A 20804-nucleotide genomic window follows, 5' to 3' on the forward strand; every position below is an offset into this window, starting at 1 on the left:
TTTTCACTGAAAGCATCGCCAATCGGCGGGAAACGAGTCCGAGCACAAGCGAAAGCGCCCCGGACAACAGCTAAAAGCTCTGGAAGGATGTGATGAACATGCTGATCACGCCCGACGATATCATTCAATATTCCGTTATTGAAGCCGTGAAAAACCGGCCGCAGGAATTGCTGCGGCAGGATATCCTTGAAGCCGAAGCGGAAGCCGAGCAGATCACGGGGCATCGTTTTACAGATGAAAAATATGATCCGCTGCCGGAAAAGGCAAGGCTCGCTTTGCTGCAGCTGGCACAGTACTTTGCATTGAAAAACGGTGATGAATCGCTTTTGAAAGGCTACAAATCTGAGAAATTGGGTGACTACTCCTATACGCTCTCAAGAAGCGGTGGCCTGGCGAAGCCCGACGTCTATAAACTGCTCGAAGAATTTATTCTTGATTATGAATCTGTCCGATTCAAGGTGCGGCCGCTATGAGCTACAAAAGTCTATTAAGCGACCGTTGCGATATCTATCATTTAAAGGAAGATCATGCAGAGGAAGCAAGGTACGGCATTCCCGCGCCAAACCTGCAGCCGATTCGCACATACGGGGAAACACCCGATCTTCAAAACGTTCCCTGCTATTTTACGGAAAAAAATCAGTCGATCGTCCAGCAAGATCCCGAACAGGTCATTTATCATTCATATTTGGCCCATTTTCCGGCGGATGCAGATGTGCGCCTTCACGATCTTGCGGTCTGGAACGGTGTCAGCTACACGCTCCAGCAGCCGCGCAACATCAAAGGCCATCACCTGGAAGTCTTAGCGGTCAGGGATGAAAAACTATGAAAATCAAAGGATTGAAACAGCTATCGCGGACGTTGGAAAAAGCGGGGCAGAGCGGCTTTCGAACTGAAGCTGCCAAGTGGCTTGAACAGACGGGAACCGATTTTTTAGATCTGGTCCGCGACGAAATCGTACGCGCCGGATCGATTGATACCGGCAGCCTTATGCGCTCTTTCAAGCGAGGGGCTGAAGGGAACATATGGGAAATCGAAAAAGGCGGACTCACGCTTGAAGTCGGGACGGAGTTAGAGTACGCCTCATTCGTAAATGACGGCCATTGGACAGGCGGAAAAGAGGAAGTCAGGTGGATTCCGGGACAATGGCACAGCGGCCGATTTCAATACGATCCCGTTTCTTCGTCCGGCATGGTTTTAAAACGGCAATGGGTAAAGGGAACAGGCTATTGGGAGCATGCGCTTTACATATTTGAGCGTTTATTTGAAAAACGCCTGAATGAAGAGCTGCAAACATGGCTGAATTCCCTTTAAGGAGGTGAAGCTTTGAACGACGAAACGGGATCTGTTATGAATTTCTTTTATCAAGTCTTTCCTGTCGTCTGTTATGAAAAGGAAATACCCGACCATTTTCAAATACCGTCGCTATATTTTCCTCCCCCTTCTGTTTTTGATGAAAATGATACAGTTTCAACATTTAAAAAAGTCTTCACCCTGAATGTGAAACTGTTTCACCATGATTCACAGCAGGCCCACGATCATGCCGAGCGCATTGCAGACGCCGTAAGGGAAGCGCGACACATCATCCCGCTCATTGACCGGTCGGGTAAAGACACGGGAGACAGCTTGAGGATCAGCCGGATCGAGACGAGGATAGGGGATTCCGGCACCGCGTCCATTATTATTCAATGGAACAGCCGCTACTGGTACAAACGGGAAAACGAACTTTCTCTGGAAACAATCGATTTTACAAACGGGGTGAAATAATTGACAGTCAGCAAAAAAACAAAGACCGAAGCAAAAAAGGCGCCTCTTGAGGAACGAGAAGCGCTGTTCTACATCGAGGATCTGAGGGAGCACGCGAAAGAGCTTTTCGGCATTAAACCGGAAGTTCTCGACGGTGCTCTTTTTCATGTGAAAGAAGAGCAGATTTCAAAGCTTGAGGCAAGTCAGCTTATCCAAACATTTTTAGCCAAGGAGGTCATGAATTAATGAACGGCGGAACATTTACACCAGGCAAAGAAAAAGATCGTGCCGGCATTTATTTTAATTTTAAAACGACAGCAGAGGAGCGGGTTTCCATCGGGGACCGCGGCACAGTTGCCCTTCCTGTCGTCATGAGCTGGGGGGAGCCGAAATCATTCGTATCGATTTCCAGCATTGAAGATTTAAATAAAAAAGTGGGATTGAACATCGATGATCCGTCTCTTCTGCTTTTCCGCGAAGCGAAGAAAAACGCACAGACCGTTTTGCTGTACCGTCTGAACACAGGAGCGCCGGCGAAAGCCCAAATCGGCGAAACGCTGAGTGTAACGGCAAAATACGGGGGCGAGAAAGGGAACGACATTTCAATCCGCATTTCCGAAAATGTGCTCGATTCTAAAAAGTTTGATGTCACAACTTTTGTCGGAACAGATGAAGCTGACCGGCAAACCGTCAAAACGGCAGAAGAGCTTACCGCAAATGCGTACGTCGCGTTTCAAGGGGAAGGCGCGCTTGAACTGACAGCGGGCACAAAACTGGAAGGCGGAGAGAACGGAACAGCAAGCGTTGCCGATTACACCGCGTTTTTAGATGCGGCCGAAACGGAATACTTCAATACGATCGCACTTCCGGTTGCAGACAATGAACAGCTGAAAGCCACTTTTGCCGCTTTCATCAAACGCCTCCGCGATAAGCAGGGCCAGAAAGTCCAAGGCGTAGTCGCCGATTATGCCGGAGACGATGAAGGCATCATCAATGTAACGGGAGGCGTCGTGCTGGAAGACGGCACAGAAATCACGCCTGAAAAAGCGACGGCATGGGTTGCCGGAGCAAGCGCAGGCGCGACTTTTAACCAGTCGCTGACATTTGTCGAATACGAAGGAGCTGTTGATGTTCTGAACCGTCTGGATGAAGATCAGGTCATCGAACGTCTGAAAAAAGGCGAGTTTTTATTTACGTTTGATGCACGCGATCAATCGGTCAGTGTCGAAAAAGACATCAACTCTTTAACGAGTTTCACTGCCGACAAAAACAAAAAATTCTCGAAAAATAAAATCATCCGCGTCCTTGACGGAGTTAACAATGATTTGACCCGCGAATTAAAGGCTTTAATCAAAGCGCGAAAAGCAAGCGGCAGCGACATTCCTGCATCTGACGACGGTTTGCAGTACGTCAAAACGCTGATCATTCAGTATATGACGGCGCTTCAGGAAGCCGGCGGCATTACCGGTTTTGATTCTGAAAGCGATATTGCCATCACACTGAATGAAGACCGCGACGGGTTTTTAATCGATTTGGCCGTTCAGCCGGTTGATGCAGCAGAAAAATTCTACTTTAATGTGGAGGTAAAATAATATGGCATTAAAAGCGCAAAACACGATTTCCGGAAAAGAAGGCCGTCTTTTTCTCGACGGACAAGAGATGGCTCATATCAAAACATTTGAGGCAAACGTCGAAAAGAATAAAGCCGAAGTCAATATTATGGGCCGCCGCATGACGGGCCACAAGACAACAGGTGCAAACGGCACGGGGACGGCGACATTTTATAAAGTCACGTCTCAATTTGTCACATTAATGATGAACTATGTAAAAAAAGGCGATGATCCGTATTTCACGCTCCAGGCCGTCCTTGACGACCAGTCATCGGGCCGCGGAACGGAACGTGTCACACTGTATGATGTGAATTTTGACTCGGCCAAAATCGCAGGCCTTGACGTCGATTCAGAAGCGCTGGAAGAAGAAGTCCCGTTCACATTTGAAGATTTTGACGTTCCTGAAAAACTGAAAGATACGTTTTAAAAAAGAGCCCCGTATCCCGCTTTTCAAACCTAGATCGCAAAGGCTGGTCTTAAAGAAGGAAGCCGATTCAGTAGTCAGGACATATAACACCAAGCACTCTCGCCAAGCCGAGGGTGCTTTTTCATTGCCAATTTAAAAATTGAATGTTAAAGGAGCAAGCAGACATGAGCGAAAAACAAGAAGAAAAAGTATATGATTTATCCTTTTTTATGCCGGGACAAACCGTTGAAGCCGAGGAAATCAAAGTGCCGATCTCAAAGCGGTTCGTCGATAAAAAGGGCAATGTCATTCCGTTTGTGTTTAAGCCGATTACAACCGAGCGCATTGACGAGCTTGAAAAAGAAAATACGACTTATAAAAACATCAAAGGCAGGGGCCGCGTTGTCAAGGATCTCGACACCCAGCGCTTTTACGCCCGAATCGCCATTGAATCGACGATCTATCCTGATTTCCGTTCAAAGGAATTAAGGGAAGCCTATCAAACGGCCGATCCGGTCGAAGTAGCCAAACGCGTTCTGTCAGTCGGAGGGGAATATGCGAACTGGCTCAACAAAGCGATTGAAATCAACGGCTTTGAAGACGATCTTGAAGATCTGGAAGAAGAAGCAAAAAACTAATCAAGGATGGGAATAAAGAAGCGGTGTATCTCTATTTTGCGATGCACGAACTTCACTATTCTCCATCCCAGCTCCGGGAGCTGTACGAAGCCCCAAAACCGTTTAAGGCATTTTTATACGGACTCATCAGCTACAAACTTCAAATCTTGGAAAAAGAAGCGAGGAAAGGAGGTACATAATCCATGGCAAAACTGACGGCACGTTTTGAACTTGAAGACCGGGTATCTAAGAAGCTGCGAAGGATTCAGAAGGGGTTTAAAGACCTGGAAAAAAGACGAAAAAAACTCAGCCGCCCGTTCGCAATGAAAATAAAAACAAAAACAGCAGAGAAAACATTGAAAAAACTTAATGTTTTCTTAAAAGCCAACTTGAAATCATGGCAGCTAGAAATTTCAGCAGTTGATAAAGCCGGCAAAACAATTGACAATATTTCAAATCAGCTTAAGCAAAAGCTGCCTGGCAATTATCAATTTTCAATTGTAATAAATGATCAGGCAACACCGGGCATTCAAAAGATCAGAAGCATCATGTCTGATTTGTCATCAGCTGAATACTTCTTAACTGCAGCCGTTAATGACCGAGTCACCCCGGCTGTTCAAAAAATTTCCGGCTACATGAAGGGTGCATTGCAAAAAGGATACTCTGCAACGCTCTATGTCATTGATAAAATCACCCAGACAGCCAGCAGGATTTCCTCCTATTTGAAAAATCATTTAGCAAGGGAATATCAAGCCACCCTTACGATTAACGACCAGGCCACCGCGAAATTGAATGCCTTGCAAAAAAAGCTTAACAGCATCGAGGCCAAACGTATCCTTAAAATTGACGCAATTGTAAAAACGGAACAAAAAGAAGACAGCAAAGATTCGGATGGGAAAGCTGAGGCCGTATGGACTAAAATTCTAAAGTGGGGTAAAGAAAAATTTGGTAAATGGGTGGATGAGCTTCCAAAAAATATTTTGGACAAATCATTTGATGCCATCCTCGGTAAGCTGTTTAAAGGTGAAGAAAGTGGGGGCGGTTGTTGCTGCTGTGGGGGAGGCGGAGGTTCTATAATCAATGAACCTGCAACAAGCAGCAGGCCAGGAAGTGAAGAAACCTCCACTAATGGAGAAACAAGATCGGGAAGAAACAGATCCGGCGGCAAGTTTATGAAAGGTCTCCGAAAAGTGGGGAAAGTTGGAGGCAAAGCCCTCCCATATGCTGGAGCGCTTTTATCAGCAACTGAGTTAATGGATATGAACAAAGAAAACGCAGGCGAAAAAGTCGGTTCGGCAGGCGGAGGAATTGGCGGCGGTTTAGCTGGCGCAGCAGCAGGAGCTGCAATTGGCACAGCGATTCTCCCTGTGGGGGGAACGGCAATCGGCGGTGCCATTGGAGGTATGGTCGGAAGCATGGGCGGCTCAAGCATCGGTGAATATTTCGGGAAGATGTTCGATGACAATGGCGGTGTCGAGAAAGCATGGAATACGATAAAAGATAAATCGGCTGAGGCACTCGGAGCCGTTCAAGAAAACTGGTCGATGATAGCGGGATGGTTTACAGATAACGTTTGGAATCCTGTTGTCGGCAAGGTGGTCGAAGTGGCGACAGGGATCTGGAATCAGCTGACAACAGCCTGGACGATGATTCAGGAAACATTCATGACAGTTGCGGGCTGGTTTGCGGAAAATGTCTGGAATCCGGTTGTCGGCAAGGTGATCGAAGTAGCGACAGGGATCTGGAATCAGCTGACAACAGCCTGGACGATGATTCAGGAAACATTCATGGTTGTCGCCAGCTGGTTCGCAGAAAATGTCTGGGATCCGGTTGTCGGCAAAGTCATTGAAGTAGCGACAGGGATCTGGAATCAGCTGTCAACGGCCTGGACGATGATACAAGAGACATTCACGGCGGTCGCCGGCTGGTTTGCGGAAAACGTTTGGAATCCCGTAGTTTCAAAAGTCATTGAAGTAGCAACTGGAATTTGGAATCGTTTTCAATTTACATGGAACATGATCAAAAGAGTTTGGGGCGCGGTTTCCTCATGGTTTATAAATACGGTTTGGAATCCGATAAAAAATACGTTTTCAACCGTAAAAGAAGCCATTGGAGAAAAATTCCAAGCAGCCAAAAAAACGGTAACAGACATTTGGGAAGGTGTCGCCGGCTGGTTTGAGAAAAATATTCAAAAGCCAATTGTAAAGATTGCCGGATTGATCAGCGACGGTTTTGAGAAAGCATTTGGATGGGTAGGCAAAATATGGGATAAGGTTGGCGGCGGTATTGATGCCGTCATCAACTTCATGACAGGAGATAATCCTGATAAAAATGCAACAGGCGGCTACATCACAAAACCGACCATCTCCTGGATCGGTGAAGCCGGAAACGAATTTGTCATCCCGACGGAAAACAACCGGGGACGCGGGAAGATGCTGCTTGCCCAGGCCGCGACTAAGCTCGGCATGCGCGTTGTTGACGACATGGGGGCCGCGGCGGGAGACGGGGGAGCTTCTTCTCCGGTTTCAAGCACCGCTTCATATTCGGCTTCTGTGTCGCCTGCTGTCGGCGTCGGGAATATAACGGCAGAGGCGCAGGCTTTCGGTCGGGAATTCACCGGCGGCTTTGACAAAGGGATTGGCTCAAACGCTCCTTCCCTTGATCAATGGAAGCAAAAAAACATCAGCAAGCCGTTTAGCAGCCTGCCGGCAGAATCGTCTAATTACGGAAAACAGGCGGTCGCCGGGTTCGCTTCCGGGCAAAATGCTACCGCGACCGGAACGGGTGGTTTTCTTCAAGCAAAAGTAAATGCGCCTTATCAAACAACGGTGAAGACGTCATCTTCCTGGGGCGCAAATACAGTCAAAAACTTCGCTTCCGGGCAAAATGCAACACCGACCGGGACATCGCAGTATGTTGATAAAAATATCAACAAGCCGTTCCTTGATTCGAAACAGTCGGCTGCAGGCTGGGGATCAGGCATGGTCGGACACTTTATCAGCGGCATGAATGGAAAAGGCAGCGAAGTTTCTCAAGCTGCAAAAAACTTAGCGAAAAAAGTGGAAAAAGCGTTCCGCGAAGAGCTGGATATTCATTCTCCGTCCCGGGTCATGATGAATCTCGGGCGTTTTGCGTCGGTCGGGATTGTCAAAGGTTTAAGTTCTGTCGATGTCAAAAGTTTTGCGGAAAAACAAGCGGGCTCACTGGCTGCTGCGTTTTCCGGAATCGGCGCCGTCGGCGGAAATGTAAAGTCGTGGCTGATGCAGGCGATCATGGCTACCGGTTCACCGGCGTCGTGGCTGCAGCCGCTTTCTGTCATTGCTCAAAAGGAATCCGGCGGAAATCCGCGCGCCTCTAACGGCTGGGACATTAACGCCAAGCGGGGAGACCCGAGCAGAGGTTTGATGCAGACGATCGGCCAAACGTTTAATGCGTACAAAGGAAAAGGAATGAATGATATTTTCAATCCTGTTCACAACGCGGTAGCGGCCATCAATTACATCAAATCGCGATACGGGTCGCCATTTAACACGCCGGGGATTAAAAGCATGGCAAGAGGTGGAGCTTATAAAGGCTATGCCAACGGCGGCCTGATCACCAGCGAGCAGATCGCCCGCGTGGGTGAAGGCGGCAAGCGCGAATGGATCATTCCCGAAGAACGCGGCATCCGCGGCAGATATTTGCTTCAACGGGCTGCAGGCGCGCTCGGAATGGAAGTGCATAACCCCGCTGAAGGATCCGGTTCCATTTCAAGCGGTCAGGCGGCTGCAGCCACCGCAGGCGGGGCCCGATCCCGGCAGCCGGCTGGAAACGGCGCCAAAGAAGTCAACATCTATATTACCGGCGACAATCATTATCACAGTGAGCGCGACCAGGAAACATTGATTGCGAAAATCAAGCGCGCTCTTGTCGATGAGCTTGAACGGGATATTCATATTGGGACGAAAGGAAGCGTAGCTTATGACTAAATCCGTGTACGAATTTTGGCTGACACAAGGAAAGGAAAAGCTGCGCCTCCCTGTGCTTCCCGAGCAGCTTGACGTCAGCAATAATCTTGCGAACGAGTCTGTAAAGGTGTCAAAGTTCGGCGAGGTTACATTTATCAATGAACCGGGAGCAAAGACGATTTCATTTTCGTCTCATTTTCCGAAAAAGTATTCTCCGCTTGCGGAATATAAAGGGTTTCTTTCACCGGAGAACGCGATTCTCAAAATCGAGAAGTGGATAAAAGCAAAAAAACCGGTTCAATTTCTCGTCACGGGTACGAAGATCAATTTCACATGCAGCATCGAAAACTTTTCGCATCGTGAGGGTGAAAAGGATATCGGTGACCGGGATTTTGATCTCACATTAAAAGAGTATCAAACAGCATCACCTCGGAAGATCAAGCAAAAAAAGAAAACGAAGAAAAAACGGCCGTCCAAACCGGCTCCAAAAATATACACCGTCAAAAAAGGCGATACGCTCTGGCACATCGCAGGCCGTTTTTACGGAAACAGCCAGGAATGGCAGAAAATTTGGAACGCGAACAAACAGGCGATGATCAAACGAAGCAAGCGAAACATCAAACAGCCGGGGCACTGGATTTTTCCGGGGCAAAAGCTGAAAATACCATAAAACGAAGCGCCGGATGAACCGGCGTTTTTCTGTTAAATCAAAAGCAGGGGATAGCGATGATCGAATTATTTGTCATAAAAGAAAGCGAATGGTATGAACTTGTCACCGAAAGCGTCACCTTGGAAGGAGAAAGGTACCAGGCCCCTCGTTCGATCGAAGCGTCGATTGTGATCAAGCAGGGAAGCCATAAATATTACAGCGTGCAGGAAGGCGATACCGTTTTATTTAAATGGAAAGGAAAAGAACTGTTTCGCGGAATTGTGTTCAGCAGGGTGCCGAAAGAATATACGCTTACGTTTAAAGCGTACGACATGCTTCAGTACTTGGTGAAAAACCAGGATGTCTATGTATTCTCGAACAAAACAGCCGCTGACATTGTCAAACGAATTGCGAACGATTTTCAAATTCCCAAAGGCCCGATCACAAGCACCGGACATACGATTAAATCACTCGTCTTTAAAGACAATACGAGCCTGTATGACATCATCTTAAAAGCGCTGAGGGAAACAAAAAAGCAAACCGGAAAAAACTATCAGCTGTATGCCGAAAAGGGAAAGCTGTGTTTAAGAGCATGGCCCGAGCCGGAGGATATCTGGGTTTTGGAAACAGGTGTGAACATTACGGACTACGCTTACAGTACGTCAATCGATGAAACGGCAACCCGGGTGAAGCTGAGAAAGCAGAAAGATAACAAAACCTATACCGCATCAGCCAGTGATGAAGCCGGTATGAAAAGATACGGCATTCTCCAGTATACAGAAACGGTTTCGGATGATATTAACGAGGCGCAGCTGCGCGACCGGGCGAAGAAGATACAGGCTGAAAAGAAAGGCGTCAAAAAAGAGCTAAAAAGCATACAGGCGCTCGGTATACCGGAAGTCCAAAGCGGACTGCCGGTTTATATATCGATTCCGGAAGCGGGCATTAAAGAAACCTATTGGGTTGATAAAGATAAACACGATTTTGCAGGGACAAAGCATGTGATGACGATTGATGTCGTCGCGAAAAATACAATACCTGAAGGAGCGACTTCATGAAATTAAGCGATGCGATAAAAGAGCTGGCTCTTGGAGCCGTAAACGCTGAATCGCCTGTTGATGTCATGCCGGCTGAAGTCGTGTCCGCTTCTCCGCTCAAGCTGAAGCTCCGCAATCATGATAAATTGGTGATCCCCTCCGACTTACTGGTGGTGGCCAGGCATTTGACAGAACATACGGAACAGATCCGGATTGACGGAGAAGACAAAACGATTCGCTTTTACAGCCAATTGCATGCCGGCGACCACGTGATGATTGCCGCCATGCCTGGAGGGCAGTCGTTTTTCGTGATAGACAGAGTGTAGGAGTAGGAGGTGGCTCGGATGGCTCTTTCACCAGAAGTATCTTTTGAAGATATCGAGGATGACAGCGAAGTGATTGAGACTTCAAAAACGTACAAAATTGATTTTGAAACGGGCAGGATGACGGGTGATATGATTTCAGGACTCGAAGCGGTCGAACAAATGGTTTACATGGCGCTGAGAACTGAGCGCTACGCATACGCCGTTTACAGCCATAACATCGGAAATGAGCTGCAGGAAGTTCTTTCAGATCATGAAACGACCGACGCTTATAAAGAAATGGAGATACCGAGACTGATTGAGGAAGTCCTCATATATGACGACCGAATTTCTGCAGTAACCGATTTCGAGATTGAGCGTCAAGGTGATGCCTTCCATGTGTCTTTTTCGGTTGAAACCGATGAAGGGACATTGGAAATCGAGGAGGTGATAGGGGAAGATGTTTGAAAACCAGACATTTGAAGAGATTATGGAACGCATGCTTGAGCGGATTTCAGATGAAATTGACAAGCGTGAAAACAGCGTCATTTGGAATGCGCTTGCCCCGGCAGCTGCCGAGCTGGCGCTTTCTTATATTTGGCTTGATCAAGTGCTGAATTTGGTTTATGCGGATACGGCTGAGGCCGGTCTTGAGCGCTATCAAGCGTCCAAAGCCATTTGGGCAGCAGCCTTTACGGATGGCGTATCGGTTCCCCCCGGAACCCGCTTCTTTCTGGAAGACTTATATTTTACCATGCTCGAAGACGGCAAGCTTGAATGTGAAACGGCCGGGACAAAAGGAAACGCCAATCTGTCGGGGCGGCCTTTACTTCCGCTCGATACCATTCCAGGGCTTGAAAAGGCGGTTATGGGAAGTCTTGAAATTCCCGGCCGTGATGAGGAGACGGATGAATCGCTGTATGAAAGGTATTTGATCCGCGTCCGCCGCGAAGCGGTCAGCGCGAATCAGATGCATTACAAACAATGGGCCGAAGAAGTGGACGGCGTGGGCAAAGCGAAGGTCTTTCCGCTGTGGAATGGCGAGGGAACCGTAAAGGTTGTCATTACAAACGCGAAAATGGAACCTGCCTCTGATGCATTAATCGAAAGAGTCAAGCAATATATCGATCCCGATCCGGGAAAAGGGGAAGGTATGGCGCCGATCGGAGCTTATACTGCGGTTGAAAGTGCGGTCTGGAAAGACGTCAGCATATCTGCAAAAATCATTCCTGAATCAGGCCGGACGATCGATGAAGCCAAACAGGAAATTGCAGAAAAAATCACAGAGCTGTTTAAAGAAATGGCCTTTAAAGAAAGCGTCATCCGTCTCTCGCAAATCAACAACATGATCTATGAATCGTCCTCTGTCAGTGACTATTCGGAAGTCTTCATCAACGGGGAAGCGAAAAATCTGCAGTTGACAGAAACGGAAATTCCAAAGCTGGGGCAGGTGACCATCATTGAGCAAGATTGATGAAATGGCTTTTCATCTGCCGCCATACTTGACGGAAATCCGGGAGATCCAAGACATTTTAGCGGCCGAGGCGCCCGAATTTGAGAAGCAAAATCAAGAGATTTTCGATATAACAGACCAGCTTTTCGTCACGACGGCCACATGGGGGCTGGACAGGTGGGAAAAGATTTTGAATGTCAGACGCGAGGCTTCAGACGGCGTTGATATTCGAAGGGCACGACTGTTAACCAAGATGTCCAATATTCCGCCGATTACTGCGCGCTCGATCGAGCGCGCGGTTAATGCTTTTTTAAAACAGCCGTCCGCCTCCGTCAGACTGACGGCCGGACGGTATCATTTTTTGCTGAGCGTAAACGGTGAAGATCTGCAGTTTATACCTTCGATCATTCAAACCGTCAATCATATGAAGCCCGCCCATTTGGCTTATACATTCCGGGGCGGGTTTCATTATGAATATCGGCCGCCGAAAAGCATTCATAACAGACTCGTTTTAAGAAGCAAAAACGGATTTTTCGGTACGATACCGGTTTATTTGGACGGACAGTATCTGCTTGATGATTCATTCTACTTGAACGGTTTTCGAGAAATCGACGGTCTGCCCCGCAGGTTTAAACAGCAGCTCACACTGCGCCACAAGAAGCGGCAATACATCCGGTCCGCCTCGAGCTTGACGATAAAGGCGACCGCTGAAAACCGGCGGAAACAGCAAACAAAAGCAGGCATGAAAACCTGCATTAGCAATCAAAACAAACAGATCCAGTCCTTCAAAATCAGCTGCAAATGCGAGCATGAATTTAAGCAAGCAGGCTCGCTAGAAATGAGGGAGAAGTGGTGGACGTTAAACGGCGCATTTTTGCTCGACGGAACGAAGCAGCTGGCAGCAGCGGCGCAAAAAATCGCATTGTAAAGGAGAAATCAAAATGGCACAACAATTAACAGTGACAACGCTTTATGCGAGACAGCAAATGGCAAAAGCACGGGCTGAGGGGGGCAAGCTCACCAAAATCACAAAAATGGCTTTCGGAAACGGAGGTACAAACGATAAAGGTGAACCCGTTGCTTTACAGGGCAACGAACAGGCGCTGAAAAACGAACTCTTGCAAAAGGAAATCGACGGCTTTGTCTTCATGGAGCCGGCGAAAGTCCGCTATACATGCACTTTGGGAGAAAGCGAACTGGCAGGAGAGACGATCAACGAGCTTGCTCTTGTCGATGAAGCCGGAAAATTCACAGCGGTCAGAACGATGACAGACAAGCAAAAAGACGGCGACATCGAGTTCGTCTTCGAAATCGACGACATTTATTAAAGGAGCTGAAACAAGGTGGACATCCAAAAACCGAGACGCTTTGAAACGACAGACCGCGCCCATGCCGATTTGTTTAACGAAGCGATAGATCAGCTGAATGTGAACGATGAACGGATTGCAAAGCGGGCTGAAGAAGCTGAAGAAAAGGCTAAAACGTATACTGATGCACATGCCAGCGACCATTCGATTCACATCACTGACAAAGAACGGGAAAAATGGAGCGCAGGCCAGTTATATAAATTAACCGAAAATAATGGAAAAATCTTTTACAGAGGCAGTTCAGAAACAACAGATTTTAACACTTTAACAGAGACAGGCATGTATCTCATCTATAATGAAGGAATCAACTCACCACCTTCATCAAATCGGATATTTTTGCTTGTCATGAGCTTCGGCAATACTTTAGTTCAGGCTGCCTATGAATCGTACGAAGGGAAACAGTCGTATTTTAGATTTAGAAAATCCGATTCAACAACGTGGACGCCATGGCAGACCCATGAAACGACTAATGGTGCGCAAGCCAAGGTTGATGCTCATGAACGAAATACAAATCTCCATGTGAATGAAGATGAGCGGGAAAAATGGAACAATGCACAACTATATAAAATGACAAATGATAACGGAAAACGCTTAAAATTGGATGCCGGAACAGATGTGCTTGCGTTGCCCACGGGATTTTATTACGGCGTCAACAGTTCGCTCATTAATGTGCCAAACCCCAGTAATACAGGCTGGTTTAATTATGATGTTTTCGAAGGGGAATCGGGAAGGAAAACAATTGTTGTGACTGCAAGCTATCACTCGATCATGTGGTTTGGGATGGTTCATACAGACGGTCTGTTCCGAGGATGGAAGAGAGTAGTGACAGATGATGACTCAAACGTTGCTTGGCAGACCCCAACGTTGACAAATGGATGGAAACAGTATGGGTCACACAAAGTCCGGTTTTGTAAAAATGTTCTTGGTGAAGTCGAAATCATCGGATCAATAACGGGCGGGACGATTGGTTTTGATGTTCCTGCGTTTACGCTGCCTGAGGGGTTCCGTCCAATTCAAATGATGCACTTTGTTGGTGTTGCATCAAGTGTAGGTACGGGGTCAACACCCCAATATCACCGCACACTGATCGATACTGACGGAAGGGTATGCATTCAATCCAGTTCAAATACCGTAAATCCAAACGAGTTTATTACTTTCGGATTTAAGTTCAGGGCTGCACAGTAAAATCAATAGATTACTTTTTCAAAGAGGGGGGGTAATATAAATTGGATATCCAAAAACCGAAGCCTTTTCGGACGACGGACAAAGCCCACGCTGATTTGTTTAATCAGGTTATCGATCAGCTGAATACAAATGATGAGTCGATTGCACAGTTTGCCGCCGAAGCTGAACAACGTTCAACTGCCTATACAGACAGGCACACTTCGAAAAAGGATAACCCGCATGGTGTAACAAAAACCCAGGTCGGTCTGGGGGAAGTGATCAATAAAAGGCAGGCTACAAAAGATGAATTTGACTTGCATCATAACGATCAAACACGGCATGTTACTGAGGATGAAAGAGATAAATGGAACGGAAGCCAGATTTTTAATATTACCGGGGACGATGGACAAGCAAAGGTATATATAAGCGCTGAAGATGACTTTCAAACGGTTCTCCCACATTATACCGGGCTGGTACATTTTACGGCAGCTTCAGGAGCATCAAACGGACCAGGCGCGGCCGTTCGAGGAATTTGGACTTGCAACGCTTTAGGTAACTATGGTCAAGTGATCGCGTTTGACAATGCAAACAGAACCTATCGGAAAACAATATCCGGTGGCAACTGGACTGAGTGGACAGAATTAGTCTCCGTTGAGAGTCTTGAGGCAAAGCTGACGAACTTAACTTGGCACTTTCCAACGCTTTTAAATGAATGGGTTAACTATGCGGATAGCACGAAAGCCCGTTATACAAAAGATGCAACCGGCACGGTATTTGTAGAAGGTGCAATTGCAAAAGGAAAGATTGGTTTTAATATTCCTGCATTCGTGTTGCCGAAAGGTTATCGGCCGTCAGGCGCCTTTCAATTTGTAGGTGTAGCATCTCAACTGGGCATGTCCAATACTCCGCAGTATCATCGCTTACAGGTGAGTGTTGATGGTAATGTCGTGATCGAAAACTGCTCGAATACAGTAAATCCAAATGAATATATCAGTTTTGGATTTAGTTTTAAAGCCACATAGATTTTTAAAAAATCATTTAAACAATATGAGAGAGGGAATTAAAATGCTGGAAGCACCAGAACTGGATATCTTCCAAAAAGAAGTTCAGGAAATGAAAGCTGATCAAAAATCACTCGAACAGCGCGTCAGCACACTCGAACGAACATCAGACCGCCACGATCAGCAAATCATCTCGATTAACGAAAAGCTGAACAAAATCGAAGAGAATACAACTTGGATCAAGCGCAGCATCACAGGCGCGATCATTACAGCGGTCAGCACCGGCATCATCGGCGGAGCGATCGCTGTTTTTTATAATTTATTGCAGAAATAAGGGAGGACAAGATGATGAAACATATTGACAAAGGCACGGTCGTCAGGACGGTGCTTCTTTTTATTGCGCTGGTCAATCAGACGTTGATCATGTTTGGAAAGCCGGTTTTACCGGTCGCCGAAGATCAGATTCATACATTGGCGGATGCCCTGTATTCGGCAGGGTCTGCGGCTTTTACGATCGTTGCATCACTGGTTGCCTGGTATAAGAACAACTATGTGACGAGCAAAGGGAAAATGCAACAAGAGGTTTTACAGAAAAAAGGTTTAACGAAATGAAGCCGTCTTTGAGGCGGCTTTCTGAATTGAATGTGAAAAGGAATGATGAAGTTTGGTCAAAGTCATCAAGAACTTTGTAAAAGTCAATCAATACACCCGTCCCGGGCTGAAGCTTGCGGCAGTCAATGGAATTGTCATGCATTGGACGGCGACGCCCGGGGCTTCCGCTTTAAATGAGCGCAATTATTTCAATGGCACTTGCATTATTGACAAGCGTTATGCCTCGGCTCACTATTTTGTCGACCGCCATGAGGCACAGCATGTTATTCCCGATCAGGAAGTCGCTTATCATGCGCATGATCAAAACCGCTGCTATGTCAGCTTCCTGAAGCCGAATGCCAATACCATGGCGCTCGGGGTCGAAATGTGCGTGGAAAAAGACGGTACCATCCATGAGGAGACGATTCGCAATGCGGCGGAGCTTGTAGCGGATTTGTGCAAGACATACGGTTTGTCCACAGATCGGATTGTCCGCCATTACGATGTCACCAACAAAAGCTGTCCAACCCCGTGGGTGAAAGATGCCGGCCAATTGTCAGCTTTCCGTAAAAGAGTAGACGCCCTTTTGGGAACGAAAACCGTATCCGTGTCGGCTGCCTCCACCAGCAAAACAAGCTCATCGTCGGGCATTATACTCAAAAAAGGAATGTCAGGCGCTCATGTGAAAAAGCTGCAAACGCGCTTGATCGCGGCCGGTTTTTCGCTGCCCAAATACGGGGCGGACGGAAGCTACGGAAACGAGACGGTGCAAGCGGTTGCTTCTTTACAAAAGAAAGCGGGAATTAAAGCCGATGGCATTTACGGCCCGGCAACTGAAAAAGCCCTCACAGCCGCTGAAGCGTCAGCGGGAGGTAAGAGCAAGACATGGACTCTTCCCGCCGGCATTTATAAGGTGAAAAGCCCGCTGATGAAAGGAACGGCCGTCACACAAATTCAGACAGCCCTTGCGGCTCTTTATTATTACCCTGATAAAGGGGCCAAAAACCACGGGATCGACGGATACTACGGAGTGAAGACGGCAAACGCGGTGAAACGTTTTCAGTTGATGTACGGTTTGGGGGCGGACGGAATATACGGACCGAAGACAAAAGCGAAAATCCTTGCTCTCTTGAAATAAAGGAACTTTTAAAGTTCCTTTATATTTTTAAAATTTTCAAAAATATATATTCACAACCATGCTTGTATGGTAGTATGGCAGAGAGGAGGTGAGAGTCATGACAATGAAACAGTTAAACCCGCGGTCTGTCAGAGACCAAATCTATCAGATGCTGAAGGAAGAAATCATGAAGTTTCGGCTTGTGCCGGGTGAGCTGATATCGGAAAAAGAGATTTCAGAACGGTATGAAGTCAGCCGCACTCCGGTCAGAGAGGCTTTTTTGCAGCTGTCGAGAGAAGGGCTTCTCGAAGTCTATCCGCAGAAAGGAACCCGCGTATCGCTAATTGATCTTGATCTGGTGGAGGAAGCGAGGTTTATGCGGGAAAACCTGGAAAAGGCTGTAGCTGAACTGGCGTGTGAAGACTTTCCGGAGGAAGCTATGTTTAAGTTGGAGCAGAATGTGAAGATGCAGGAATTATCGATTGCACAGAAAAACTATGAAAGTTTGTTTGAATTGGATGAAGCTTTTCATCAGGCGATTTTTGAAGGCTGCGGAAAAGCGAATGTTTGGGCTGCGATTCAGCAGATGAACGTTCCCTTCCAAAGAATCCGTTTATTAAGGCTTGCCGCCGATTTTAACTGGAATACCATTCATCAGCAGCACGGGGCATTAACAGAAGCGATTCGAACAAAACAGAAGGCGAAAGCTAAGAAAATTGCCGAGGAGCATTTGCAGCTGGTCATCGTCGATAAACAGATGCTCATTAATGAGTTTCCCGGTTATTTCAAAAGTAAGCGCTTTTAAAGGAGTGGTGATGTGAAAGCTGCGGTGATGACGAAGCCATTTTCAATTGAATTTCGCGACGTTCCGCGTCCCGAACCGGCCAGCGGCGAAGTCCTTGTCAAGGTAAAGGCCGCCGGGATTTGCGGCAGTGATGTGCATTTTTACGACGGTTCAAATCCATATGCACAGTACCCTCAGATTTTTGGTCATGAGCTCGCAGGCATCATTGAAAAAACGGGGGCCGGGGTGAGGGAGCGATCCGCGGGCGAAAGGGTCGTAATTGAACCGGCTATTCCGTGCGGAGGCTGTTACCCTTGTCGGAAAGGGAGGACAAACGCCTGTGTGAACATCGATATGATCGGATCGGTTCGCAGAGGAGGCTTCGCTGATTTTATCATTGTCCCGGAAACGCATGTCCATCCGATTCCTGAGCAAATGGATTTTGCAGCCGCAGCGTTGTGCGAGCCGTTTTCCATCGGAGCGCAGGCGGTTCGGCGGGCAGCTATTCAAACAGGCGAAACGATTGTCATATTGGGAATGGGTCCGATCGGGTTAACGATTTTGGCACAGCTTAAAAAGCGCTTTGACTCCCGTGTAATCGCTGTCGATCCCGTACGGGAAAGGCTTGAGCTTGCCGAAGCATTCGGTGCGGATGCCGTTATACAGCCTGGTGAAGAGGATGCCGAGCAAATGATTCTGAAGCTGACAGACGGAGAAGGAGCGGGGATTGTGTTCGAAGCGGCCGGGATTCCCGCGACGATTGAGCAATCCGTCCATTTGGCAGCTGCCGCCGGGCGCATTGTCATTGTCGGCTTAACGGGGGAAAATGTGACGATTCCGGGTCTTCTTCTCACAAAGAAAGATATTGAAATTTACGGAACAAAACACAGTGTCAATCAATTTCCCGACGTCATTCAATTTTTGAATGAAAACCCCGAAATAGCCCGATCTTTTGTCACTGAGATCATGCCTTTTACAGAAATAGAAGAGGCATTGAAAAAAGCGAAAAACTGTCCCCATCAGGTCACAAAGATCATTTTATCTTATGGAATCGGTGAGGAGGAAGTGTGATGAAAATGGTTTTCAGATGGTATGGAGAAGGAAACGACTCCGTCACCCTTGAGCAGATCAGGCAAATTCCCGGTGTAGAGGGGATCGTTTGGGCGCTTCATCATCAGCCGCCAGGTGAAGAGTGGCCATTGGAAGAAATGTTAGAAGTGAAGCGGCAGTGTGAACAGCACGGTTTTCACATTGAAGTTGTTGAAAGCGTTAACATTCATGAGGATATTAAGCTCGGGCTGCCGACGAGAGATCTGTATATTGAAAAATACAAGCGAACGATTGAAAATTTGGCCAAAGCCGGCGTAAAAGTGATCTGCTACAATTTTATGCCTGTATTTGACTGGCTGCGGACCGATTTATACAAAAAAGCTCCAGACGGTTCCACCGCTCTGTTTTATGAGCACGCAAAGGTGCACACAATCGATCCTTTTGCGCTTGTCGATCAAATCGCCAAGCATCCCGAATTCACGATGCCGGGCTGGGAACCGGAGCGGCTGGAGCATCTGACAAGGCTGTTTGAAGCCTATCAAAATGTGACGGAGGAGGATCTGTGGAGCCATCTTCACTATTTTCTTGAACACATCATTCCAACTGCCGCACGCTGCGGAATCAAAATGGCGATCCATCCCGATGATCCGCCGTGGCCGGTTTTCGGACTCCCGCGCATCATGACTTCAGGAGAAAGCATCGGGCGGCTGCTACAGCTTGTCGATCATCCGGCGAATGGCGTGACACTGTGCAGCGGTTCATTGGGCGCAAATCCCGAAAATGATCTTACCGCCATGATCCATGCGTATGCCGACCGGATTCCATTTGCCCATATCCGAAACGTCAAAGTCTACGAAAACGGCGATTTTATCGAAACATCGCACAGAACAAAAGATGGCACAGTTGACATTTGCGGGATTGTCAAAGCCTATCATGAAACAGGTTTTTCAGGCTATGTGCGTCCGGATCACGGCCGCCACATCTGGGATGAAAAGTGCAGGCCCGGCTACGGACTGTATGACAGGGCGCTCGGTATCATGTATTTATGGGGCATATGGGATTCGCTTAATAGAGAAGAACAGGAGGCTTCAAAATGCTTGAAATCCATGAAAATTTAGCGGGAAAAACTGCGGTCATCACAGGCGGCAGCGGGGTGCTTTGCGGTGCGATGGCGAGAGAGCTCGGCCGGCAGGGTATGAATGTTGCCATTCTTAATCGAACCGTTGAAAAAGGAGAACTCGTGGCCGAAGCTATCCGAAAAGCCGGCGGCGCAGCGATTGCCGTTGAGTGTGATGTCATCAATCAACGAAGCGTTGAACGGGCGAAGCGCGTTGTGGCTGACCGATTCGGCGGCTGTGATCTATTGGTGAACGGGGCCGGCGGCAATCACCCCAATGGCACGACATCAGATGAAACATTCAACTCCGAGCATCTCTTCCAGGATAACATCAAGACATTATTTGATCTGAACTGCGATGATGTCGGTTCTGTTTTCAATTTAAACTTCCTCGGTTCTTTCATTCCAACACAGCAATTTGCAAAAATGATGCTGAACCAAAAAGGGGCATCCGTGATCAATATTTCTTCAATGAGCGCTCAAACTCCGATGACGAAAGTGCCTGCTTACAGCGCTGCGAAAGCGGGCATCGACAATTTCACGAAATGGCTGGCCGTCTATCTGGCCGAAACGGGGATTAGGGTCAACTCCATTGCCCCGGGATTTTTCCTAACCAATCAAAATGAACGGCTTCTTCTTGATCAAAACGGCGAATTTACCGACAGAGCAAAGAAGATCATCTCTCACACCCCGATGAAGCGTTTCGGCAGCCCGGAAGATTTGCTGGGGACGCTGCTTTGGCTGGCGGATGAGAATATGTCCGGATTTGTTACCGGTATAACAGTGCCGGTGGATGGCGGGTTTACGGCTTATGCCGGTGTCTAAACGATGCGATAAAGGAGGCCGATA

General features: G+C 47.5%; 26 protein-coding genes. All 26 read left to right on the forward strand.

Annotated features, from left to right (window positions below; genetic code table 11):
• Positions 1-98 precede the first annotated feature (98 nt).
• The 26 genes from yqbG to MKZ04_RS02350 all read left to right on the forward strand — a co-directional run bounded on the left by yqbG (position 99) and on the right by MKZ04_RS02350 (position 20780).
• Positions 99-473 carry a protein YqbG gene (gene yqbG, locus MKZ04_RS02225; protein ID WP_023856716.1) on the forward strand — a complete coding sequence of 125 codons (375 nt, stop codon included), beginning with the start codon at positions 99-101 and terminating at the stop codon, positions 471-473.
• A complete protein-coding gene (locus MKZ04_RS02230) occupies positions 470-826 on the forward strand; it encodes a YqbH/XkdH family protein (RefSeq protein ID WP_026579862.1) in 357 nt (118 codons plus the stop codon). Before yqbG ends, MKZ04_RS02230 begins: the two co-directional genes overlap by 4 nt.
• Positions 823-1311, forward strand: coding sequence for an HK97 gp10 family phage protein (locus tag MKZ04_RS02235; RefSeq protein WP_026579861.1), 489 nt, complete (start codon positions 823-825; stop codon positions 1309-1311). Before MKZ04_RS02230 ends, MKZ04_RS02235 begins: the two co-directional genes overlap by 4 nt.
• 12 nt (positions 1312-1323) lie before the next feature.
• Positions 1324-1764: a hypothetical protein gene (locus MKZ04_RS02240; RefSeq protein ID WP_020451021.1), complete on the forward strand. Its 441-nt coding sequence runs from the start codon at positions 1324-1326 to the stop codon at positions 1762-1764.
• A complete protein-coding gene (locus MKZ04_RS02245) occupies positions 1765-1989 on the forward strand; it encodes a hypothetical protein (protein ID WP_020451022.1) in 225 nt (74 codons plus the stop codon).
• Entirely contained in the window at positions 1989-3335 is a 1347-nt protein-coding gene (locus MKZ04_RS02250; protein WP_341045200.1) for a phage tail sheath family protein, read from the forward strand. The genes MKZ04_RS02245 and MKZ04_RS02250 overlap by 1 nt, the downstream gene beginning before the upstream one ends.
• A 1-nt stretch (position 3336) precedes the next feature.
• Complete coding sequence (locus MKZ04_RS02255; RefSeq protein ID WP_003180830.1) at positions 3337-3780, forward strand: phage tail tube protein; 444 nt, start codon at positions 3337-3339, stop codon at positions 3778-3780.
• A 164-nt stretch (positions 3781-3944) separates the two neighbouring features.
• The gene (locus tag MKZ04_RS02260; RefSeq protein WP_341045201.1) at positions 3945-4397 is read left to right on the forward strand and encodes a phage tail assembly chaperone; all 453 of its coding nucleotides are present in this window, start codon (positions 3945-3947) and stop codon (positions 4395-4397) included.
• A 41-nt stretch (positions 4398-4438) separates the two neighbouring features.
• On the forward strand, positions 4439-4576 hold the full coding sequence (locus MKZ04_RS02265) for a hypothetical protein (RefSeq protein ID WP_095290311.1): 138 nt from the start codon (positions 4439-4441) through the stop codon (positions 4574-4576).
• Positions 4577-4579: 3 nt separating this feature from the next.
• On the forward strand, positions 4580-8344 hold the full coding sequence (locus tag MKZ04_RS02270; RefSeq protein ID WP_341045203.1) for a transglycosylase SLT domain-containing protein: 3765 nt from the start codon (positions 4580-4582) through the stop codon (positions 8342-8344).
• Positions 8337-8993, forward strand: coding sequence for a LysM peptidoglycan-binding domain-containing protein (locus MKZ04_RS02275; protein WP_095290092.1), 657 nt, complete (start codon positions 8337-8339; stop codon positions 8991-8993). Before MKZ04_RS02270 ends, MKZ04_RS02275 begins: the two co-directional genes overlap by 8 nt.
• Before the next feature lie 56 nt (positions 8994-9049).
• Positions 9050-10030: an XkdQ/YqbQ family protein gene (locus MKZ04_RS02280; RefSeq protein ID WP_020451029.1), complete on the forward strand. Its 981-nt coding sequence runs from the start codon at positions 9050-9052 to the stop codon at positions 10028-10030.
• The gene (locus tag MKZ04_RS02285; RefSeq protein WP_023856723.1) at positions 10027-10335 is read left to right on the forward strand and encodes a DUF2577 domain-containing protein; all 309 of its coding nucleotides are present in this window, start codon (positions 10027-10029) and stop codon (positions 10333-10335) included. Before MKZ04_RS02280 ends, MKZ04_RS02285 begins: the two co-directional genes overlap by 4 nt.
• Before the next feature lie 18 nt (positions 10336-10353).
• A complete protein-coding gene (locus MKZ04_RS02290) occupies positions 10354-10779 on the forward strand; it encodes a DUF2634 domain-containing protein (protein ID WP_145624478.1) in 426 nt (141 codons plus the stop codon).
• Positions 10772-11785 carry a baseplate J/gp47 family protein gene (locus MKZ04_RS02295; RefSeq protein ID WP_341045207.1) on the forward strand — a complete coding sequence of 338 codons (1014 nt, stop codon included), beginning with the start codon at positions 10772-10774 and terminating at the stop codon, positions 11783-11785. The genes MKZ04_RS02290 and MKZ04_RS02295 overlap by 8 nt, the downstream gene beginning before the upstream one ends.
• The gene (locus tag MKZ04_RS21775) at positions 11772-12692 is read left to right on the forward strand and encodes a YmfQ family protein (RefSeq protein WP_103749037.1); all 921 of its coding nucleotides are present in this window, start codon (positions 11772-11774) and stop codon (positions 12690-12692) included. The genes MKZ04_RS02295 and MKZ04_RS21775 overlap by 14 nt, the downstream gene beginning before the upstream one ends.
• A gap of 13 nt (positions 12693-12705) precedes the next feature.
• On the forward strand, positions 12706-13092 hold the full coding sequence (locus tag MKZ04_RS02305; RefSeq protein ID WP_020451034.1) for a phage tail-collar fiber domain-containing protein: 387 nt from the start codon (positions 12706-12708) through the stop codon (positions 13090-13092).
• 15 nt (positions 13093-13107) lie between these two features.
• Positions 13108-14316, forward strand: coding sequence for a pyocin knob domain-containing protein (locus tag MKZ04_RS02310; protein WP_035338933.1), 1209 nt, complete (start codon positions 13108-13110; stop codon positions 14314-14316).
• 41 nt (positions 14317-14357) lie between these two features.
• The gene (locus tag MKZ04_RS02315) at positions 14358-15317 is read left to right on the forward strand and encodes a hypothetical protein (protein ID WP_035338931.1); all 960 of its coding nucleotides are present in this window, start codon (positions 14358-14360) and stop codon (positions 15315-15317) included.
• Positions 15318-15360: 43 nt separating this feature from the next.
• Positions 15361-15630 (forward strand): hemolysin XhlA family protein, encoded by a 270-nt coding sequence (locus MKZ04_RS02320; protein WP_026579850.1) that lies wholly within the window; start codon positions 15361-15363, stop codon positions 15628-15630.
• 14 nt (positions 15631-15644) lie between these two features.
• The gene (locus tag MKZ04_RS02325) at positions 15645-15908 is read left to right on the forward strand and encodes a phage holin (RefSeq protein ID WP_026579849.1); all 264 of its coding nucleotides are present in this window, start codon (positions 15645-15647) and stop codon (positions 15906-15908) included.
• Between the two features lie 52 nt (positions 15909-15960).
• Positions 15961-17025: a peptidoglycan recognition protein family protein gene (locus tag MKZ04_RS02330; protein WP_035338923.1), complete on the forward strand. Its 1065-nt coding sequence runs from the start codon at positions 15961-15963 to the stop codon at positions 17023-17025.
• 97 nt (positions 17026-17122) lie between these two features.
• On the forward strand, positions 17123-17809 hold the full coding sequence (locus tag MKZ04_RS02335; RefSeq protein WP_023856728.1) for a GntR family transcriptional regulator: 687 nt from the start codon (positions 17123-17125) through the stop codon (positions 17807-17809).
• A 12-nt stretch (positions 17810-17821) separates the two neighbouring features.
• Positions 17822-18859, forward strand: coding sequence for a zinc-binding alcohol dehydrogenase family protein (locus MKZ04_RS02340; RefSeq protein ID WP_203086163.1), 1038 nt, complete (start codon positions 17822-17824; stop codon positions 18857-18859).
• Positions 18859-19956 carry a mannonate dehydratase gene (gene uxuA, locus MKZ04_RS02345; RefSeq protein WP_341045215.1) on the forward strand — a complete coding sequence of 366 codons (1098 nt, stop codon included), beginning with the start codon at positions 18859-18861 and terminating at the stop codon, positions 19954-19956. The genes MKZ04_RS02340 and uxuA overlap by 1 nt, the downstream gene beginning before the upstream one ends.
• The gene (locus tag MKZ04_RS02350) at positions 19932-20780 is read left to right on the forward strand and encodes an SDR family oxidoreductase (RefSeq protein WP_023856787.1); all 849 of its coding nucleotides are present in this window, start codon (positions 19932-19934) and stop codon (positions 20778-20780) included. Before uxuA ends, MKZ04_RS02350 begins: the two co-directional genes overlap by 25 nt.
• Positions 20781-20804 lie beyond the last annotated feature (24 nt).

The sequence above is a fragment of the Bacillus sp. FSL W7-1354 genome (assembly GCF_038002405.1).
GTDB classification, from domain to species: Bacteria; Bacillota; Bacilli; order Bacillales; family Bacillaceae; genus Bacillus; species Bacillus paralicheniformis.

What these genes read in the sequence shown, in the direction of transcription:
- MKZ04_RS02265 (WP_095290311.1), top strand. Translation starts at nt 4,439, where the DNA reads ATGCACGAACTTCACTATTCTCCATCCCAGCTCCGGGAGCTGTACGAA.
- yqbG (WP_023856716.1), top strand. Translation starts at nt 99, where the DNA reads ATGCTGATCACGCCCGACGATATCATTCAATATTCCGTTATTGAAGCC.
- MKZ04_RS02250 (WP_341045200.1), top strand. Translation starts at nt 1,989, where the DNA reads ATGAACGGCGGAACATTTACACCAGGCAAAGAAAAAGATCGTGCCGGC.
- MKZ04_RS02230 (WP_026579862.1), top strand. Translation starts at nt 470, where the DNA reads ATGAGCTACAAAAGTCTATTAAGCGACCGTTGCGATATCTATCATTTA.
- MKZ04_RS02280 (WP_020451029.1), top strand. Translation starts at nt 9,050, where the DNA reads ATGATCGAATTATTTGTCATAAAAGAAAGCGAATGGTATGAACTTGTC.
- MKZ04_RS02305 (WP_020451034.1), top strand. Translation starts at nt 12,706, where the DNA reads ATGGCACAACAATTAACAGTGACAACGCTTTATGCGAGACAGCAAATG.
- MKZ04_RS02295 (WP_341045207.1), top strand. Translation starts at nt 10,772, where the DNA reads ATGTTTGAAAACCAGACATTTGAAGAGATTATGGAACGCATGCTTGAG.
- MKZ04_RS02235 (WP_026579861.1), top strand. Translation starts at nt 823, where the DNA reads ATGAAAATCAAAGGATTGAAACAGCTATCGCGGACGTTGGAAAAAGCG.
- MKZ04_RS02260 (WP_341045201.1), top strand. Translation starts at nt 3,945, where the DNA reads ATGAGCGAAAAACAAGAAGAAAAAGTATATGATTTATCCTTTTTTATG.
- MKZ04_RS02325 (WP_026579849.1), top strand. Translation starts at nt 15,645, where the DNA reads ATGAAACATATTGACAAAGGCACGGTCGTCAGGACGGTGCTTCTTTTT.
- MKZ04_RS02350 (WP_023856787.1), top strand. Translation starts at nt 19,932, where the DNA reads ATGCTTGAAATCCATGAAAATTTAGCGGGAAAAACTGCGGTCATCACA.
- MKZ04_RS02285 (WP_023856723.1), top strand. Translation starts at nt 10,027, where the DNA reads ATGAAATTAAGCGATGCGATAAAAGAGCTGGCTCTTGGAGCCGTAAAC.
- MKZ04_RS02320 (WP_026579850.1), top strand. Translation starts at nt 15,361, where the DNA reads ATGCTGGAAGCACCAGAACTGGATATCTTCCAAAAAGAAGTTCAGGAA.
- MKZ04_RS02335 (WP_023856728.1), top strand. Translation starts at nt 17,123, where the DNA reads ATGACAATGAAACAGTTAAACCCGCGGTCTGTCAGAGACCAAATCTAT.
- MKZ04_RS02275 (WP_095290092.1), top strand. Translation starts at nt 8,337, where the DNA reads ATGACTAAATCCGTGTACGAATTTTGGCTGACACAAGGAAAGGAAAAG.
- MKZ04_RS02270 (WP_341045203.1), top strand. Translation starts at nt 4,580, where the DNA reads ATGGCAAAACTGACGGCACGTTTTGAACTTGAAGACCGGGTATCTAAG.
- MKZ04_RS02255 (WP_003180830.1), top strand. Translation starts at nt 3,337, where the DNA reads ATGGCATTAAAAGCGCAAAACACGATTTCCGGAAAAGAAGGCCGTCTT.
- MKZ04_RS02290 (WP_145624478.1), top strand. Translation starts at nt 10,354, where the DNA reads ATGGCTCTTTCACCAGAAGTATCTTTTGAAGATATCGAGGATGACAGC.
- uxuA (WP_341045215.1), top strand. Translation starts at nt 18,859, where the DNA reads ATGAAAATGGTTTTCAGATGGTATGGAGAAGGAAACGACTCCGTCACC.